The sequence below is a fragment of the Nocardia sp. CDC153 genome, from assembly GCF_035818515.1.
Lineage (GTDB): Bacteria > Actinomycetota > Actinomycetes > Mycobacteriales > Mycobacteriaceae > Nocardia.
Genome location: NZ_JAYKYU010000002.1, coordinates 213237 through 230559, shown reverse-complemented (window position 1 = coordinate 230559; position 17323 = coordinate 213237). Strand labels below are relative to the sequence as shown.

Genomic DNA, 17323 nt, shown 5'->3' with positions numbered 1-17323 from the left:
CACGTCGGCAGAATGTCGTTTCGACAATCTGTCCAGGTAGCCATGGGAGAGCTGTGAACTCGGGAATTCCGGTCCGATGGGTGCTGTCCCAACCCGAACTGGGGCTGGTCCTTCGGGGCGGCGGCGGGGGTTTGGGCCGGACCATCACCTTGGTGATCACCTCCGAGCTGGCCGAACCGCAGCAGTGGATGTCCGGCGGGGAGCTGGTTCTCACCACCGGAATGGGATTGCCGCTCGGTCGCGCGGACCGACAGCGGTATCTGGAGGACCTGCACGCGGTCGGGATCGCGGGCCTCGGGTTCGGCGTCGGGCTGTCCTACGAGACCGTGCCCGAGGACCTGATCGAGGCCGCCGACCGGTTGGGACTGCCGCTGTTCGAGGTGCCGCTGCCGACGCCGTTCGGCGCGATCACCAAGAAGGTCATGCAGCGCCTCGCCGATCAGGAGTACGAGCAGGTGCTGCGGGCCTCGCGGGCGCAGCCGCGGCTGACCCGGGCCGCCATCCAAGGGGCGCGGGCCATGAGCAAGGAATTGGCCGCGGCGCTCTCGGCCACCGTGCTGGTGATCGGGGCCGACGGGGCGATCGCCGAGGCGCAGCCGCGCAAGCCCGCGGCCGGGATACTGGAGCGGATCGAGGAGTTCCTCGGTGCCCGCGGTGACGGCGCGGGCAGCGGCGTCATTCAGGTGGGATCCGGGCAATACCTTGTGCTGCAGGCCATTACGGCCGGTCAGACCGTGCACGGGTATCTTGCGGTGGTGACCGACGCGGCGCTGAGTCCGGTCGATCAGGTGCTGCTCGGACATGCCAGTTCGCTGCTGGCCATCGATTTCGAGAAGCCCGCGCGACTGCGGATCGCGCAGAACCGCTTGAACTCGCAGGCCATGGCCATGCTGCTGGCCGAGCCGGGGGATCCGGACACCATGTGGCAGACCTTGGGCACCGCCGCCGACCGGACCGGCCGGGTGCGTGCCCTCGTGCTGCGGTGCGCGTCCCCGGGTGCGGCCGTCCAGGCGCTGGAAGCCGTTGACGCGCAACTGCGTCCGCTCAACCGTCAGCTGTTCGCGCATGTCGCGGGGGATCGGGTCGCGGTGTTGCTGTCCGGTTCCGATTCCGACGACACCGCCGAACAACTGCTGACCGGACTGCCCGCGCCGGTCCGCGCCACCATGCGCGCGGGTCTCAGTGCCCCACAACCCTTGCGGCGCTTCACTTCCGCCGTGGAGCACGCCGAACTGGCCGCCTCCGCCGCGCTGCCCGGGGCCCGGCCGCTCGAGCTCGCCGCGTCGGCGGGCCATGCGCTGCTGGCGTTCCCGGAGGCGCAGCGGGTGCTCGGCGCGGTTTCCGAGGCCATGCTGCAGCCGCTCGTCGACTACGACGAGCGCAATGGCACCGATCTCATCGGCTCCCTGCGCGCCTATCTCGAGGCGCACGGGCAGTGGGAGACGGCGGCCACCGTCCTCGGCGTGCACCGGCATACGCTGCGCAGCCGGGTCGCGAAGATCGAATCGGTGCTCGGCTGTCAGCTCGATCAGGCGCTGGTGCGCGCCGAACTGTTGCTCGCGGTCATCGCCCGCCGGTGACCGCCGCGGCGGCCAACTCGGCGTTCACCACACACAGTCGGGCGATATCGACCGTGCCGGAGCGGTGCAGCCGGGCCACCAGCTCGATCAGGCGATCGGCGGCTGGGCTGTCCTTCCAGCGGGAGACATGGTCGCGGGCCAGATCGTTCGCGGCGGCGTCGGCCAGCACCGCGGCCACCAGTGCGTGCCAACGGGATTGGAGTTCCTCGGCCAGCACCGTGGCGGCCAGGGTCTCCCAGTGGTCGGCGGTGCGGGTGGCGGCGAACGCGGTCGCCAGACGGTCCAAGCCGATGAGTTCGCCCAGCTCCCGGTAGGTTTGGGCGACCAGCGCGACCGGGAGCCCGGTGCGGCGCGCGGTGTCGCTGAGCGGCAGCGCCTGGGCGAGCAGGCGCAGATTGGCCAGATTGCGGCCGGGGTGGCCGCCGGGGCGCGGGAGCACCGCGGTGAGTTCGGCGACCAGCGGTGCGTGATGGTCGATTTCGGCCGACCAGGTGGCGGCCGAACGGTGGGTGAGCAGCCAGGCGGCGGCCTGTTCGACCGCGTCCTGAATGCCCTTGAGCAGACCCATGCGGACCTGCGGTGAGACCCCCGGCAACGCCAAAGCCGCACGCCACCAGCGATCCACCTCGAGCACCGCGTCGACGACCGTGCAGGCCAACACGATCTGCGGGGTGTCGGTACCGAGTCGCTCCTCGAGGCGGTGGATCAGGCCCGGGCCGACCCGGTTGATCACCCGATTGGCCGCCGTCACCGCGACGATCTCGCGGGCTACGGGGTGCTGGGCCAGGCGGTGCTCACCCAGCAGGGCGCGCACGGATTCGGGGAAGTACTCGGCCAGCAGCCCGGCGACCACCGGGTCGTGCGGGGCGTCGGAGGCCAGCAGTTCGTCGCGGACCAGATTCTTGGCCGTGGCCAATAGGACCGCGATCTCGGGGCGGACCAGACCCTGCCCGGCGCGGTGGCGGGCCGCGAGTTCGGCTGGGGTGGGCAGGAATTCGGCGGAGCGTTCGAGGCCGGTGGCCTGTTCCAGGTTCTCGATCAGACGGCCGTGGCGGTCGATGAGGAAGGGGGCGTGCGCCTCGGCCAGGCTGATGGCCAGGGCCTGTGCGTCGCAGTCGGCGAGCACGGCGCGCACCACCTCGTCGGCATTGGCGGCCAGCAGGGCGTCCCGCTCGGCGAGTGTCGAAAGACCCTCTGACACAGCGGCATTGAGTGCGATCTTGAGGTTCACCTCGCGGTCGGAGGTGGCCACACCGCCCGCGTTGTCGATGAAATCGGCGTTGACCCGGCCGCCGGCGACGGCGTAGTCGATGCGGGCCCGCTGGGTCAGTCCCAGATTGCCGCCCTCGCCGATCGCGCGGCAGCGCAGTTGGTCGGCGGTCACGCGCACCTCGTCGTTGGACGGGTCGCCGACCTCGGCGTCGAGCTCGCCCCGCGCTCGCACGTAGGTGCCGATGCCGCCGTTGAACAGCAGATCGACCTCGGCGCACAGGATGGCGCGAACCAATTGCGGCGCGGTCATTTCCGTCTCGTCGACGCCGAGCAGTCGGCGCACCTGTGGTGAGAGCGGAATCGTTTTGGCGGTCCGTGGCCAGACTCCGCCGCCCTCGGAGATGAGTGCCGGGTCGTAATCGGCCCAGCTGCTGCGCTCCAGCGCGGCCAATCGGGTGCGTTCCCCGTGCGAGAGCACGGGATCCGGGGCGGGGTCGAGGAAAATGTGGCGGTGGTCGAAGGCGGCGACCAGGCGCAGGCGGCCGGTCTCGAGCATGCCGTTGCCGAAGACATCACCGGACATATCGCCGATACCGACCACGGTGAACGGCTGGGTGTCCGGGTCTATGCCGAGTTCGGCGAAATGCCCGCGGATCGAACGCCACGCGCCGCGCGCGGTAATGCCCAGCGCCTTGTGGTCGTAGCCGGTGGAGCCGCCCGAGGCGAACGCGTCGCCGAGCCAGAAACCGCGTGCCACCGCAATGGAATTCGCGAGATCCGAGAATCGCGCGGTGCCCTTGTCGGCGGCCACCACCAGGTAGGGATCCGGGTCGTCGTAGACCACCGTGGCGGGCGGCGCGGTGGGCACGCCGTCGACGACATTGTCGGTGACGTCCAGCAGGCCGCCGATGAACGCGGCGTAGGCGTGCTCGACCGCCGCGGCGTCCGGACTGCCGCCGCGCACCACGAACGCGCCCTTCGCGCCCATCGGGACGATCACCGAATTCTTGACCGTCTGCGTCTTCATCAGAGCCAGGACCTCGGTGCGGAAGTCGTCCACGCGATCCGACCAGCGCAGGCCGCCGCGCGCGATGTCCCCGCCGCGCACATGACTGCCCTCCACCCGCGTGGAATGCACGAAGATCTCCCGGTACGGGGTGATCGGGCCGGTGAGTGACAGCCCCGACGGGTCGATCTTGAACGCGGCGACGGCGCGGCGCGGCTGAAACCAGTTGGTGCGCAGCAGCGCCGTGCAGAAGGTGTGCAGCCCGCGCAGCAGTTGGTCTTCCGGGCGGGTGGTCGCGGCTTCGAGGCAGTGGCGAATCTGGGCCTCGGCGCGCTCGGTCGCCGCCGCGCGATCCGGCCGCGCGGGGTCGAAGCGGGCATGGAACAGGGTCACGAACGCGCGCACGAAATCCGGATGGGCCGTGAGGATTTCGGTGATGGTCGGGCCGCCGAGGGGCAGTCCGGCCTGTCGCAGGCAGCGGCAGGCCGCGCGCACCAGCACGGCATCGCGCCAGCTCAATCCGGCGGTGGCGACGAGGCCGCTGTAGCCGTCGATCTCGAAGTCGCCCGCGACGGCGGCCAGGAACGCCTCGGCCAGCAGCTCGGCCTCCGGCGCGGTCGGCTCGACGCCGTCGGGTCGGAAGGTGAACAGATGCTCGGTGGCCTCACCGTCCGCGCGCACCTCATGGGTGCTGACGGGCAGCCGCAGCGCCGAGAAGATCTCGATCAACTCGGTGAGCGACGGACCGTCGCCCAGCCAGATCAACCGCGCCCGGGGCGGCCGCGCGCCGGGATCGAATTCCAGCCGCGGCGCGGCGTGCCCCCGATCCTGGTCCAGCGTGCCGACCACTGCTGCGAGACTCATCCGATTCAACTCCCTGCGCGTGACCTTGATGGTTTCGCATCAATCTGCCGCACAGAGACGCGGGACACAGTGGCCGAAGCGGAGTGTGCGAGCACCCGCCATACACCGAATCGTCCATACCGGCCCCGGCGCGGTCCCATGCCCCGCCAGCCCGGTCAGCGGCCGGTGCCTACCGCGTCAAAGCCCTGTCGCCGATCCTCGCGTAAATCGCTGTCTCCCAATGCTCCACCTCGGCCCCGGCCAGAATCTCATCCAATAACGGTGCCTGCGCAATGCTCCCGGACCCGTGATGCCCGGACTCCCGAGCACTGGCGATCACCGCATAGATCGCCGCCGCGTACACCTCCGACCGCGCCGCCGGTATCACCGCCCCCGCGGCCTCGATCCGCCGCAACCGTTCCTCCACCGCCTCGATCACCTCCCGTAGCGCCCGTATCTCGACATCACTCTGTCTATCCACGTCACAACCCCCTGCGCAGCTCGCCGGATGTGAAACCGATACCAGCACACCATCAGCGACCCGCCGCGTACAGCGATTCGGGAGAATTCGGTCCGATCCTGTCCGGGTCACCCCAAGATCAACGCACCCTCCATGGCCACCGCGTAAACTGCCGCCTCCCAAGGGTCGGCCTCGGCCCCGCCGAGAATCACATCCAGAATCGGGGCCCGCACCAGACTCCCGGCGCCGTAGTGTCCACCCGCCCGCGCGCTGGCGATCACCGAATAGATCAGCGCCGCATACACCTCCGCGCGCGGCGCGAGCACACATCCACCCGCATTCTCGTTCGCGCGCAACCGCTCCTCCACCGCCTCGATCACCTCCCGCAACACCCGAATCTCGATCTCGCGCATGTCGTCCATGTCAGATCCTCCAGGGCGGCCGAGGAGCCCGCTTCCCGATCCGCACCAGATACGTCTTCGCCTGTAACTTGGCCGCGCACACGGTAATCGGACAATCCGCATGCTCACGGAGCGCCCGTAGCGCATCGCCTTCAGTCATTACCGGCAGGGCACTATGCCCGGTCGCTGGAAGCCCGAACATCGTTGGAACCTCCCGTCATTCGGGGATTGCTGACACTCCTAGCAGACCACCGCGCGAACGTCCGCATAAGTGATATCTGAATATTCAGATCAGGTCGTCGAAAACGCCTTGAGGCGATGCGGATTCGCGGACAATGGGTAGGCAGATTTCAGCGGGTTGTCCATTCACTATTGGAGAGCTGGCGATGGCCGAGATCGAGGAGAGTGCGTCACCCACCCTGATGCGGCGGCAACTGGGCCGCTTCCTACGTGAGGCGCGGGAGGGGCGCGGCCTGTCGATCGCGAACGCCGCCAAGGAGGTGCAACTCAGTTTCAATGCCCTGCAACGCCTCGAGACCGGCCGTACCGTGAACCCACGCCGACAGGATGTGCGCGAGCTGTGCTCGCTCTACGAAGTCGACGCGGAAGAGACCGAAAAAGCAGTCGGACTCGCGTCACGCGCCGCCGCGGCGAAGGATGAGGGCGGGGTGACATCGCTGGGCGGGCTCTTCTCCGACGCGTTCAATATGTACATCGGAATGGAACGCGCGGCCCGGCGGCTGCTCTCTTACCAGGAGCTGGTTCCCGGTTTGCTGCAAACGCCCGCGTACGCCCGCGCGATGATTCGCGCCTTCTATGTAAACGGCACCGAGGATGAAATCGAACGTCGCGTGCAGGTGCGGCTCGACCGTCAGGTCATCGTCACCCGCCGCACGCGCCCGCTCGAACTGGAGATTCTCCTGCACGAGTCGGCCGCCCACCGCGTGATCGGCGGCCCGGACGTCATGGCCACCCAACTGCGCCAACTGGCCGAGGTGAGCAAGCTACCCAATGTGACCCTTCGTGTACATCCGTTCTCAGCGGGCTCGATCTGGGGGTTGCCCGCGGTCCCATTCGTATTGTTGGACTTCGGTACTGACAGCAGAGGTATGCCCGTCGAACCGCCGGTCGTCTACCTCGACGGTGCGATGAGCAGCGATCTGTACATCGAGAAGCGTGAAGTCGTGGAGCGCTACCATGATTTCGCCGAGGCCATCCGACGCACGGCCCTGGACGAGACGAGGTCGCGGGACCTGCTCCGGCAAGCAGCAAGGAGATTCGACAGTGAACGATGACCTATCCCACGCGCGCTGGTTCAAGAGCAGCTACAGCGAGACAAGCGGCCAGTGTGTAGAGGTGGCCTTCCTCCCCAACGGCACGACCGCCATCCGCGACTCTAAGAACCCCACCGGCCCATCACTCACTTTCACCAGTGCTGCCTGGCATTCCTTCACAGCAGCCGTCCGGGTAGGTCGCCTCTAGCAGTCTTTCGGCGAGTGGCACATCCTGGAGGCGTTTTGTCTGAATTCGCCTCCAGGATGTGCCACTCGGCGGGTTGGTGGTGCGAGGTTCGCGAGTGGAATCGCTGGGTGGGGTGGTTGGGTGATGATGGCGGTATGGGTGATGCGGGGGAGGCGTTTTCGGGGAGTGCGGCCGTGGCAGCGGGGGAGATGAGCAGGTGGGCGGTGCGACAGTGTCGGCGGGTGGGGCCGGATACGTTTGTGGACGACACGGTTCGGTTGGATGCTCGGGGGTGGGCGCGGGCGGCTGCGGTGTGGGGTGGGGAAGGCGCTGTGTTGGTGGGGTGTTCGGCGGCGGCGATGCACGGGGCGTTGTGGTTCGACGAGTTGCCCGCGGAGGTAGTGCTGCCTAGGCGGGCGCGGACGCCGGAGAATGTGCTGGTCTATCGGGACGATATTCCTACCGAAGACCTCTGCCTCGTCGATGGGTTGCTGTGTACGACACCGGTTCGTACCGCGTTCGATATCGGGCGTCGGGGTAATGAGTGGCAGGCGGTGGAGCGACTCGATTCATTGTGTAGGGCAACGGGGCTCACGCCCGCCGAGATCGAGGAATTCACACTCCGCCATCCCGGGGCGCGGAACCGTCGGCGGCTCATACGGCTGCTGCCATATGTCGACGGTGGCGCGGAATCCCTCCCAGAATCCCGTACCCGCCTGCTACTGCACCGATCCGGCCTCCCCAAACCAGAAACGCAGATCACAGTGTTCCGCCACGGCACCATCATCGCGCGCATCGACATGGGTTGGCGAAACTGGCTGGTAGGCGTCGAATACGACGGCGCCCACCACTGGACCGACCCCCGCCAACGCACCCAAGACCTCGCCCGCTACAACGACCTCCCCGCCCTGGGCTGGACAATCATCCGCGCCAACGCCACCCTCCTCGCCCGCCACCCGCAAGAACTCATCACCAAAATCACCGCCGCCCTCCACCAACACGGTTACCCCTCGCCGAGTGGCACATCCTGGAGGGGATTTGTCTGAATTCGCCTCCAGGATGTGCCACTCGATCATCTTGGGCGGGGGGATACTGGCGGGATGGGTGGGAATTCGTATAGCGAGAGCGCGCTCAGTCATGAGATGCCGACGGAGTTGGGGCGGTTGCGGTTGCTCGAGGAGTTTCTGGAACCGTTCACTACGGCGGCGATCGAGCGTACCGGGATCGAAACCGACTGGCGTTGTTTGGATCTCGGGGCGGGGGCGGGTGGGGTTGCGCGGTGGCTCAGTAAGCGCTGTCCGGACGGTCAGGTGGTTGCGGCGGACATCGACGTCAAGTTCTTGAATCCCGAGGGTAACCTCGAGATTCGCGAATTCGATGCGCGCACCGGGGATTTCGAGCCGGGGTCGTTCAATCTCATTCACACTCGGGCGATGTTGATGCATCTGCCGGAGCGGGTGGAGCTGGTGGCCCGGTGCCACTCCTGGCTGGCTCCGGGTGGTTGGCTGGTGGCCACGGATCCCTCCGGGTTCACCTCGGCTTCGTCGCCCTATCCGGAGTGGCGACGGTTGATGGACGCGTTCTGGGATCTGATGGCCGCCCACGGTGGCGATCCGCTGTGGGGTCGGCAACGGCTGGCGCGGGTCGTCGCCGAGGCCGGGTTCACCGATGTCGACATGGCGATCCATACGGCCGTCGTCGGCACGGACGGTCCGGCGGATCGGTTCTGGCGCATGTTCTTCGCGCAGGTCGGCCCGCGCATGGTCGAACTGGGGCTGCTCACCGCCGGCGAACTCGGCGCGGGTGTCGCGCTGCTGGACGAGCCCGCCTTCTTCGACAGTCCCGACGCGTTCGTCACCGTCTGGGGCCGACGCCCCGGCTGATCAGGGCGGCGGCGAGTTCGCGGCGCACTCGCCACGGCAGGGCCGCGAACAGTGTCGCCATCGCGGTGGCCGTGCCGCGCAGATCGTCGCGTCCGGAGAGATAGGCACGCTGCGACGACGTCGGCATCGCGAAGAACGCATCGAAGAAGCCGGGAATCTCCGTGGGCGGTAGGGCAAGTAGTGCGCGTAATCCCGCCTGGCGCAACAGCATTACGGCGCGGGCCGAAACAGGCCAGGTGGAGTCGCCGGAGATCGCGGTGTCCGCCAGACGCAGGGAGGTGGCGACGCTGTAGCCCGTGGCGGGGTGCATGAGGGCTCCGGCCGCGCCGAAGGCGGAGGCGGTCGGCTTGCCGCCGTGGACGGGGAAGTGGACTCGTTCGGTGGGTTCGGTGCCGGTGAGAGTGATTCCGCGGGAACGCAATCGGGTGTGGAGGCGGTCTCGCAGGGTGGTCAGGTCGAGGGCAGGGCGGCCTGCGAGGCAGGTTTCCTCCAGGAGGACCTGGGTGTCGTTCAGGGGTACCGCGTAGAGGAACGAGCGGGGCTCATAGGGGTCTGCGCCGTTGTCGTCGCGCCAGTCCATGAAGTAGGTGTCGGTGTCGGGCCACTTGGGGCGGTCGACGATGACGCCGAAGGCCGTTTGCTCAGCGAGGGCGGGGGAGCGGGGGACGCCTCGGGCGTCGATTACGCGGCCTGCGGGGAGGATTGGGCCCGAGGCGAGGCGGATGGCGGGGAGGTCGAGACCCGTCGTGCGGTGGCGGGTGGGGCGACTGATCTCGACGACGCGGTCTTGCAGGAGGCGTGCGCCGGTGAGATCGAGGGAGTCTTGGAGGGCTGCGGTGTCGAAAATGGTGTAGGGGCGGTCGAGTTCGATGCGGCGGGTGGTCCAGGCGACGGGGCGGTCGATGGTGGCCGCGATGGTGTTCGGCTGCAACCAGTCCGGGAGCTCGTCGGACCAGGCCGCATAGGTGGGTGTCCAGCGGCGATGGGGGTTCGGGTCGACGAGGGTGACCGTGAGCCCGTGCGCGAGGGCGCGGTGGGCGAGGGCGCGGCCTGCGGGGCCCGCGCCGCAGATCAGCAGATCGTCGGTCACCACGTGATTGGATCATGCCGCGTGGTCCGCATACGCTTCGGGAATGTATGCCGGGCCGGGGAGGGCCCGGGAGGGCCACGAAAGGTGAGCAGATGACGAATCCACCCGGCGGGGTCGGTGGCGATCCGACTGTCCACAGACAGCAGCCGCAACAACCGGAGGCGGCGTGGTGGGACCACCCCGCGCAGCCGACGGGCGAGCAGACGCAGCAGTCGGCGGATCCCCAGGGGTGGCAGCCTACGCAGCTGAATATGGCTGCGCAGCAACCGTATCCACCGCACGGATTCCCGCAGGACGCCGGATATGGACAGCAGGCGGGGAGTCCACAGGGTGGGGGATACGGGCAGCAGGCCGCGTACGGACAGGATGCCGGTTTCGGGCAGCAGGTCGGAGGTGCCCAGGGTCCGGGGTATGGGCAGCAGGGCTACAGCCAACAAGCTGCGTATGGGCAGGATGCCGGGTACGGGCAGCCCGGGACGCCTCAGGGCGTTGGATATGGGCAGCCAGCAGGGAGTCCGCAGGGCGCGGGATTCGGTCAACAGCCGGGGTTTCCACCGCCGCAGCAGCCGAAGTCGAATACCGGGTTGATCGTCGGTGTGGCGATCGGCGCGATCGTGGTGCTCGCGGTCGCGGTGGGCGCGATTCTGCTGGTGTCCAAGAAGAGCGACTCTTCCTCGCAGGCGGACGCCACCACGACCACCACGACGGCGGTCACTACCTCGGCTCCCGCCACCACGCGCACCACCGCGCCGACCACCTCCAAGGCCGCCCCCGCGGGCCGAGGTTTCAGCTACACCGAGTACGGCAAGGACTGGAACTTCAAGTTCAATGACGTTGCGCTGCAGGCCACCTACGTCACCGGCAAGGACTACGACACCTGCGCCCCGATCGAGGACGCCGGCAAGCTGACCAGCATGGGCTGCAAGGCCGCCTCCCTGATGGCGTGGAAGTCCGAGAACGGCGGCCTCATGCTGACCCAACTGGTGCTGACCATGACCGACGCCGACAAGGCCCGTTCCGCGGTGGACCTCTTCAAGGACGAGGACCTGGTGCTACCCAAGGGCACCTACATCGCCGACTTCGACACCGGCAAATGGGTCGACGGCAACCAGAGCACGTTCCTGGTCGTCACCGAGGTCACCACCACCAGCGCGGTGGACGAGGCAACCGCCGACAAGTACATGCACTACCGCCAAACAGACACCGTCGCCGCACTGGGATTCCGCTGATCATTCCCCGCGACCACAGCTCGCGAGCGCGCTCGGCAGCGAGTCCGTTGCCGAGCGCCAGTCAGCGACCACAGTTGGACCGCGCGCCCGGCGCTGAGTTCCGGTGCCGGGCGCGAACTTTCGTGGTCAGATGCCGCCCGTGGCGAGCAGACCGCCGTCCACCCGCACGGTCGTGCCCGTGATCCACGCCGACTCGTTCGACGCCAGGAACCCGATCAGCGCCGCCACATCCTCGGGCGACCCGAGCCGCTTCATCGGGTACACCCCGGCCGCCGCCTCCTCGTCCGCCGAATACAGCGCATCCGCGAACTTGGTCTTGATGACACCCGGCGCCACCGCATTCACTCGAATCTTCGGCCCCAACTGCCAGGCCAACTCCTCGGTGAGCCGAATCAGCGCAGCCTTCGAAGCGCCATAGGCCGCAATGACTCCCGTCGACCGCAACCCCGCGACACTGGCCACATTCACCACCGCGCCCCCGTGCTCACCCATCCACGCCTTGTACGCCTGCTGCACATACCCCAGCGCCGCAACAACATTCACATCGAAGATCTTGCGCACGGCCTCGAGGTCAGCATCCATGAGCGCCCCATACACCGGATTGATCCCGGTGTTATTGATGAGCACATCCAACGACCCGAACTGCTCGACGGCGGTAGCAACCTGCAAGGCTCGAGCCTCCGCATCCCCAGAGTTCCCCGCCACGGCAACCACCTTGCCCGGATGCCCCAGCCCCCGCAGCCGCTCCGCCGCCTCCTCCAACGGCTCCGCCTTCCGAGCCGAAATCACCACATTGGCCCCCCGCCCCAGCAGCTCCGCCGCCACCGCAAACCCAATCCCGCGACTGGCCCCGGTAACCAGAGCACTCTTACCAAGCAAGTCATCACTCATGTGGAGGCACCTTACGTCAGTCAGCCGAGCTGGACCCGATTCGGCTCGGGTTCGTCGATGAATCGCTGTCTCCCCTCGATGCGGAATTCGTAGCAGGGGACAATCCGTTAGGTGCGGACCGAGACGTTGAATGCGCTATTGGCGACCCTGGACGACGCGTTCGCCCAGGTCCCGCGCCCTCGGTCCATCGACGCCTGCCCATGCTGCGTCGACGAAGCAGAGACCGCAACCCTCCTGAACACTCCCCGCGAGCATCTCACCGCCGGACAACTCTGGACCTACGCCCACAACGCAACACTCACCTGCGGCTCCGAACACGACTTCCGCTACTTCCTGCCGCGCATCCTCCGACTATCGCTGCCCGAACAACATCCGATGCCCTGCATCGAGATCACCTTCAGCCACATCGGAAACCTCCCATGGCGAACCTGGCCAGAAGCGCATGCCCTGCAAGAATTCTTCGACGCCCTCTGGAACGACGTGCTCACCAACCATCCACCAACACTCCACCCCGACGAACTCCTATGCTCCCTAGCCCTCGCCGAAGGTTCCGTCACCCAACGCCTTTCCTCCTGGTCCCAGCTACACACCCCCGCCGCGATCCAAAACCTGGCCGCCTTCCTCGCCGCCGACCACACCAACACCGCCAACTCCGGCGTCAAACTGAAGGCCGGTCGACTAATTCCAACTAATGCCTTCTGGGACAAAGATTCCAAAGCTCACCACGAACTGACCACCTGGCTCAACAACGGCCCAGCCGCCCAAGCCACTGCCCTCGCCTTCACCCGCACCAACGACCCCGACCTACTGGACCTTCTCGCCGCCATAGACACCCGCCTCGACATTTGATCGAATCCCCGCCGCCAATCCACCCGGCCAAGCCCATTCTCTGACCGGATCATGCTTCTGAGGGCATTGAACCCGCCTTGTGATGGGCAGTTCCGAACGTTCGGGGATTCTCGGAGTTAGGGTCGCTGACGTGGGACTTCTCCTGACGATCGCAACCCTGGCCGCAGTGCTGGCAAGCTGTCGGTGGGTATTCCGGAGCATTCGCCGCCGACAGCAGCGGGGCGAATTGACCAATGCGATGCCGCGAACGTACGGGGATCTGATACTCCCGGGTTATGACCCGGCCGAGAGCCGAGCCGCTGAGAACTATATCGAGCAGGTCGATATCCGAGATCGGCCAAGCGAGCGAATTGTCGAGCAGCGCCTGCGTAATCGCACGATGGAGGCGCTGGAGATTCTCGCCGACGGTGAGGAGAGTGTCCGCGCCTGGGGAGACGCTGAGTACATCAACAGGTTCTTCGACACCATCGATGACGATTCGCCATGGCGCTGGCGAGAATGGTCGACATTCACCCCAGCGGAGGTGACTGCGCTCGACAAGGTTCAGCGAATCCTCCTCGATGCCTGCGATGCGACCGTAGGCCTCACGTCCGAGGAGTTCATCGCCGCAGGCTGGCCCGCCCGCATCGAACCGATCGCGGCCGCCGCTTTGGAGTTGATGCGGGAACGCGGCCGCTTCCACGAAGACAGGGAGGAAGATCAGCCTTCGATCCCTGAGTAGCCGTGTGCCATCTCGTAGATAACCTCGGCGACCGTGATTCCCGCTGGTGCGCCCCATTGGGCTACATGGCTGTGCATATCGTCGCCGACCTGGACACTGTCGCGACTGAGGCCGATCCGAATTCATCGGGGTCCTAGTCGGCCCATCCGCTGCTGGCGAGAATGTCCTCCACGGTCTCGACTCGCACCTCCGGATGGCGTTGCCGCACAATCTCACCGGCGAGGGTCGCGGGTCTGGCCTTGCGGGGATTCGCGAGCGTTTGTTGTTCGAGGGTGCGGAAGAGGGCGGGGCTTCCGCCCAGTCGCGGGTAGCGGGCGGTTACCTCGTCGGCGTAGCCGGGCGGTAGGTCGGAGGGGCTGCCGCCGAGGTCGATTCCGATGCCGGTCACGGCGGCTTGTATCTCTGGGGGCCGGCGGCGCTGGTACACCGGGGAACCGATGAATCCCGAGGTGTGCGCGGCGATGGCGTCCCAGATGATGTCCACTCGGGCGTCGGTGACGCCGTTGTCCTCGAGGAAGCGGGCCGCGTAGTCGGCGCCGTCGATTTCGAAGCGTTGATCGCCGTTGGCGACGTCGGTCATGCCGATGTCGTGCAAAACGCAGATGAGGAACACGATTTCGTCATCGCAGGCCAGCCCCTGCTGCTCGGCGAAGGCGCGGGCGTAGAAGTAGCTGCGCATACTGTGATTGCGCACATGCGGCTGGGCCACCTGGTCCAGCAGCAGGCGCGCCTTGACGGCGAGCGCGGTCAATGGCGGCTCGGCCGGTTCCGCCCGCGACCAGGTGGGCGCTGCGGCGAGGAACATCCCGGTGACCGCTGCCCCGCCCCAGAGCGCGCGGCGACGTGGAATAGGCACGATAACTCCTTGTCGGACAACATATTTCACTAGTTGACGGTGCGGAAACGCTGGCGGTAGTCGCTGGGGGTGACACCCATTTCCTTCTGGAATATCCGGCGCATGGATTCCTCGGAGCCGAATCCGCATCGGCGGGCAATGGTCGCCACCCCGTCACTGCCCGAGGCCAGTTGGGCTTTCGCGGCCTCGATCCGCACCTGCTCGAGATACTGCCCCGGCGACATGCCGAGTTCGCGGCGAAACAGCCGGGTCAGATGACGCGGGCTGATGGCGGCCCGTTCGGCCATCGCCGAAAGCCGGTGGTCGGCCGACAAATCGGCGACCACGGCATCGAGCACCGTCCGCAATGCCTCGGTCCGTGGCGAATTGACGCTGGTGCGGACGCTGAACTGCGATTGCCCGCCCGGCCGGTGCAGGAAGACGACCAGATACTTCGCGATCCTGGACGCGGTCTCGGCACCGTGGTCCGACTCGACCAGCGACAGGGCCATATCGATGCCCGCGGTCACCCCGGCCGAGGACACCATCGGTCCGTCGCGCACGTACAGGGCGTCGGGATCGACGTCCACGGCGGGGAATCGGGCGGCGAGCTCGGCGCAGGCCGCCCAATGTGTGGTGGCCCGCCGCCCATCCAGCAGTCCCGCTTCGGCCAGCACGAACGCGCCGGTGCACACCGAGGCGAACCGGCGCACGTGTCGGCGCGTGGCCCGGATCGCGGCGACCAGTTCGGCGGGGACCCTGCCGGTCGGTGCGTAACCGGGCACAATCAGCGTATCGATCCGCCTGGTGAGATCGCTTAGTGCGCAATCGATCCCGATCTCGACTCCGACATCGGTGCGCACCGGCCGACCGTCCGGGGAGGCGAACCGAATCCGATGCCCGGCCCAGTGCAGCACCTGCACCGGGCCGGAGAGATCCAGCAAGACCACACCATCCGCCACCGCCACCACGACATCCGCGGGTTTCGCAACCACCACATTTCGATCTTGCGTACCGGCCGAAGAGTCCACAAGGACATCCACCCCACAGATCCAGCCATTTCCTGAGGCATTGCCCGCACCGTATGGCGAGGTCCGGATCTGTGGGCTTTGTGTCATTGCGGGAGCTGTTTCGAGCCACCGAGACTGAGCGCATGGCGCCGGCTCGCGACGGTCGGCCGTTCCCGAAGGGCAAATCGTGACCGAATTCGACACCTCATCCACGACCCTGGGCGACGGTGATCTACCTGCGGTGCAACCAATTTCACCCGAAATGGTGACACAGCCCCCGACCGACGACAGGAGCGTGACCATGACTCCGACGGCCCTGCGCCGGGCGGCGATCATCGAGACGCTGTCGCTGGTGGTCCTGCTGCTCAACCTGGTCACTGTCCATTGGCCGGTTGTCTCCGCCCTGATCGGCCCCGTGCACGGCTGCGCCTACATCGCCGTCATCCTGCTGGCCTTGCGGCTCACGGAGACTCGGCGCGGCATCAAAGCGCTCGCATTGCTTCCCGCTGTCGGTGGACTGCTGGTGCTGCGCGGTCTGGCCGGATTGGCCCGTCGCGCCGGTTACGAAAGGCGCTGTCTCCCAGATTGACTCACCGCCACCCGATGCTTCGTGCAGTCACATGCGGTCCAAGGTGAGGCGGGGGTCGTCGAGGAGGGGTTGGAAGGCTAGGCCGGCGGCTCCGAGCAACGCCGGTGTTGTCAGGCTGCCTTGCAGGACGAGGGCCGGATCGGCGTGGCTGAAAAACGATCGGGCGGTGAGGCTTTCGGTGATGGTGTCGGGAGCGAGTTGGTGGTAGCGGGCCAGGCTTCCGCCGAGGACGATGCGATCGGGGTCGGTGAGGTTGGTGAGGCTGGCCAGGCCGTTGCCGAGGCGTTCGGCGACGTGACGCACGGCGGTCATGGCGGCTTCCTCACCGCGAGCGGCCGCCTGGAGCAATAGGTCTGCGGAATGGGCGATTTCGTGGTCCGGCACCATCGCGCGACCGCTGGCACGCAGCAACCCGCGATGGTCGGCTTCGATTTCGAGGCATCCGGTGGAACCACAGGGACAGGGTGCTCCGGCGGGGTCAACGGTGATATGCCCGGGTTCCATCGCGTAGCCGTGCGCGCCGTCGAAGAGTTGCCCATTACTGATCAGCCCACCGCCCAAACCGATATCGGCCGTGGTGAGGTAGAGCATCTGGGTGGCGTCACGGCCCGCGCCGTGGTGGTACTCGGCCAGTCCGGCGAGGTTGGCGTCGTTGCCGATGGCCAGCGGCAACTCGGTCAGACCGGGTATGCGGGCCATGCGCTGGGTCAGCAGCTCGTGCAGCGGCAGCGCTCCCCACCCGAGATGCAAAGGCGCGAAAGCATATCCGTCGCCGCGTCGGACCGGCGAGGGGACGGAGACGCCGATGGCCAGCAGCCGCGGATGCGCCCTCGACTGCTCCGCGGCGAGGGAACAAATCCGGTCGAGCAAGGCCTCCACCGCGATTCGCCGCTGCAGGGAGATCGTCGAACTCCGCAGGATGCGTCCGCCGAGGGCCACCGTCGCGACCGTGGCCGTATCCACATTGATCTGCACCGCGATCACCGCCGGTGCCTCCGGCGCGATCGAGACGCGGTGGGACGGGCGGCCGGTGTCCTGACCATTGCCCGGCCGGGCCGCCCGGTCGACGGTCACCACGCCCCGATCGGTCAATTCGGTGAGCAGGTAGCCCATCACGCTGCGTCCGCAGCCGAGCCGCTCGGTCAGTGTCGCGCGGCTTGCGATTCCGCCGAGCAGGTGGAGCTGGGTGATCAGCGCGGCAAGCGAGTCTCGGCCGGTCTCTTGCCGTTTCGGTGCCATCCGCCTAGCATACTTTGTGCAGCT

The 17323-nt window shown here is 67.2% G+C and carries 17 protein-coding genes; 9 read left to right on the top strand and 8 right to left on the bottom strand.

Going from position 1 to position 17323, the window contains the following annotated elements; all coding sequences use genetic code 11:
• The first annotated feature begins 53 nt into the window (after positions 1-53).
• Positions 54-1580, top strand: a complete 1527-nt coding sequence (locus VMT65_RS09220; protein WP_326307640.1) for a PucR family transcriptional regulator — start codon at positions 54-56, stop codon at positions 1578-1580.
• Here the strand turns inward: VMT65_RS09220 and VMT65_RS09215 are convergent.
• The 3 genes from VMT65_RS09215 to VMT65_RS09205 form a co-directional block, all read right to left on the bottom strand.
• Complete coding sequence (locus tag VMT65_RS09215; RefSeq protein ID WP_326307639.1) at positions 1564-4662, bottom strand: NAD-glutamate dehydrogenase domain-containing protein; 3099 nt, start codon at positions 4660-4662, stop codon at positions 1564-1566. The genes VMT65_RS09220 and VMT65_RS09215 overlap by 17 nt on opposite strands.
• Before the next feature lie 169 nt (positions 4663-4831).
• Positions 4832-5122, bottom strand: coding sequence for a hypothetical protein (locus tag VMT65_RS09210; protein ID WP_326307638.1), 291 nt, complete (start codon positions 5120-5122; stop codon positions 4832-4834).
• 107 nt (positions 5123-5229) lie between these two features.
• A complete protein-coding gene (locus VMT65_RS09205) occupies positions 5230-5523 on the bottom strand; it encodes a hypothetical protein (protein WP_326307637.1) in 294 nt (97 codons plus the stop codon).
• A gap of 365 nt (positions 5524-5888) precedes the next feature.
• Here VMT65_RS09205 and VMT65_RS09200 point away from each other — a divergent pair, with 365 nt between their 5' ends.
• From VMT65_RS09200 to VMT65_RS09185, 4 genes are all read left to right on the top strand, one after another.
• A complete protein-coding gene (locus VMT65_RS09200) occupies positions 5889-6797 on the top strand; it encodes a helix-turn-helix domain-containing protein (RefSeq protein WP_326307636.1) in 909 nt (302 codons plus the stop codon).
• Positions 6700-6984, top strand: a complete 285-nt coding sequence (locus VMT65_RS09195; protein ID WP_326307635.1) for a DUF397 domain-containing protein — start codon at positions 6700-6702, stop codon at positions 6982-6984. The genes VMT65_RS09200 and VMT65_RS09195 overlap by 98 nt, the downstream gene beginning before the upstream one ends.
• Positions 6985-7205: 221 nt before the next feature.
• The gene (locus VMT65_RS09190) at positions 7206-8009 is read left to right on the top strand and encodes an endonuclease domain-containing protein (RefSeq protein ID WP_326307634.1); all 804 of its coding nucleotides are present in this window, start codon (positions 7206-7208) and stop codon (positions 8007-8009) included.
• A 54-nt stretch (positions 8010-8063) separates the two neighbouring features.
• Positions 8064-8846, top strand: coding sequence for a methyltransferase domain-containing protein (locus VMT65_RS09185; protein ID WP_326307633.1), 783 nt, complete (start codon positions 8064-8066; stop codon positions 8844-8846).
• Here VMT65_RS09185 and VMT65_RS09180 read toward each other — a convergent pair.
• The gene (locus tag VMT65_RS09180; RefSeq protein ID WP_326307632.1) at positions 8818-9936 is read right to left on the bottom strand and encodes a lycopene cyclase family protein; all 1119 of its coding nucleotides are present in this window, start codon (positions 9934-9936) and stop codon (positions 8818-8820) included. The genes VMT65_RS09185 and VMT65_RS09180 overlap by 29 nt on opposite strands.
• Before the next feature lie 92 nt (positions 9937-10028).
• On the opposite strand from VMT65_RS09180, the gene VMT65_RS09175 reads away from it, so the two are divergent.
• Complete coding sequence (locus VMT65_RS09175; RefSeq protein ID WP_326307631.1) at positions 10029-11165, top strand: hypothetical protein; 1137 nt, start codon at positions 10029-10031, stop codon at positions 11163-11165.
• Between the two features lie 126 nt (positions 11166-11291).
• Here VMT65_RS09175 and VMT65_RS09170 read toward each other — a convergent pair whose 3' ends face one another.
• Positions 11292-12056 (bottom strand): SDR family oxidoreductase, encoded by a 765-nt coding sequence (locus VMT65_RS09170; protein ID WP_326307630.1) that lies wholly within the window; start codon positions 12054-12056, stop codon positions 11292-11294.
• A 111-nt stretch (positions 12057-12167) separates the two neighbouring features.
• On the opposite strand from VMT65_RS09170, the gene VMT65_RS09165 reads away from it, so the two are divergent.
• Both VMT65_RS09165 and VMT65_RS09160 read left to right on the top strand, forming a co-directional pair.
• The gene (locus VMT65_RS09165) at positions 12168-12905 is read left to right on the top strand and encodes a hypothetical protein (RefSeq protein WP_326307629.1); all 738 of its coding nucleotides are present in this window, start codon (positions 12168-12170) and stop codon (positions 12903-12905) included.
• Between the two features lie 130 nt (positions 12906-13035).
• The gene (locus VMT65_RS09160) at positions 13036-13626 is read left to right on the top strand and encodes a hypothetical protein (protein ID WP_326307628.1); all 591 of its coding nucleotides are present in this window, start codon (positions 13036-13038) and stop codon (positions 13624-13626) included.
• 133 nt (positions 13627-13759) lie between these two features.
• Here the strand turns inward: VMT65_RS09160 and VMT65_RS09155 are convergent, their stop codons facing one another.
• Positions 13760-14482: an HD domain-containing protein gene (locus VMT65_RS09155; RefSeq protein WP_326307627.1), complete on the bottom strand. Its 723-nt coding sequence runs from the start codon at positions 14480-14482 to the stop codon at positions 13760-13762.
• Positions 14483-14511: 29 nt separating this feature from the next.
• On the bottom strand, positions 14512-15456 hold the full coding sequence (locus VMT65_RS09150) for a GlxA family transcriptional regulator (protein WP_442790236.1): 945 nt from the start codon (positions 15454-15456) through the stop codon (positions 14512-14514).
• 316 nt (positions 15457-15772) lie between these two features.
• Here VMT65_RS09150 and VMT65_RS09145 point away from each other — a divergent pair, with 316 nt between their 5' ends.
• Positions 15773-16060: a DUF3817 domain-containing protein gene (locus VMT65_RS09145; protein ID WP_326307625.1), complete on the top strand. Its 288-nt coding sequence runs from the start codon at positions 15773-15775 to the stop codon at positions 16058-16060.
• 27 nt (positions 16061-16087) lie between these two features.
• Here VMT65_RS09145 and VMT65_RS09140 read toward each other — a convergent pair whose 3' ends face one another.
• Positions 16088-17299: an ROK family protein gene (locus tag VMT65_RS09140; protein WP_326307624.1), complete on the bottom strand. Its 1212-nt coding sequence runs from the start codon at positions 17297-17299 to the stop codon at positions 16088-16090.
• Positions 17300-17323 lie beyond the last annotated feature (24 nt).

Excerpts from the sequence above, each read along its gene's own strand:
- VMT65_RS09145 (WP_326307625.1), top strand. The coding sequence starts at position 15,773 with ATGACTCCGACGGCCCTGCGCCGGGCGGCGATCATCGAGACGCTGTCG.
- VMT65_RS09170 (WP_326307630.1), bottom strand. The coding sequence starts at position 12,056 with ATGAGTGATGACTTGCTTGGTAAGAGTGCTCTGGTTACCGGGGCCAGT.
- VMT65_RS09205 (WP_326307637.1), bottom strand. The coding sequence starts at position 5,523 with ATGGACGACATGCGCGAGATCGAGATTCGGGTGTTGCGGGAGGTGATC.
- VMT65_RS09185 (WP_326307633.1), top strand. The coding sequence starts at position 8,064 with ATGGGTGGGAATTCGTATAGCGAGAGCGCGCTCAGTCATGAGATGCCG.
- VMT65_RS09175 (WP_326307631.1), top strand. The coding sequence starts at position 10,029 with ATGACGAATCCACCCGGCGGGGTCGGTGGCGATCCGACTGTCCACAGA.
- VMT65_RS09215 (WP_326307639.1), bottom strand. The coding sequence starts at position 4,662 with ATGAGTCTCGCAGCAGTGGTCGGCACGCTGGACCAGGATCGGGGGCAC.
- VMT65_RS09200 (WP_326307636.1), top strand. The coding sequence starts at position 5,889 with ATGGCCGAGATCGAGGAGAGTGCGTCACCCACCCTGATGCGGCGGCAA.
- VMT65_RS09195 (WP_326307635.1), top strand. The coding sequence starts at position 6,700 with ATGATTTCGCCGAGGCCATCCGACGCACGGCCCTGGACGAGACGAGGT.
- VMT65_RS09140 (WP_326307624.1), bottom strand. The coding sequence starts at position 17,299 with ATGGCACCGAAACGGCAAGAGACCGGCCGAGACTCGCTTGCCGCGCTG.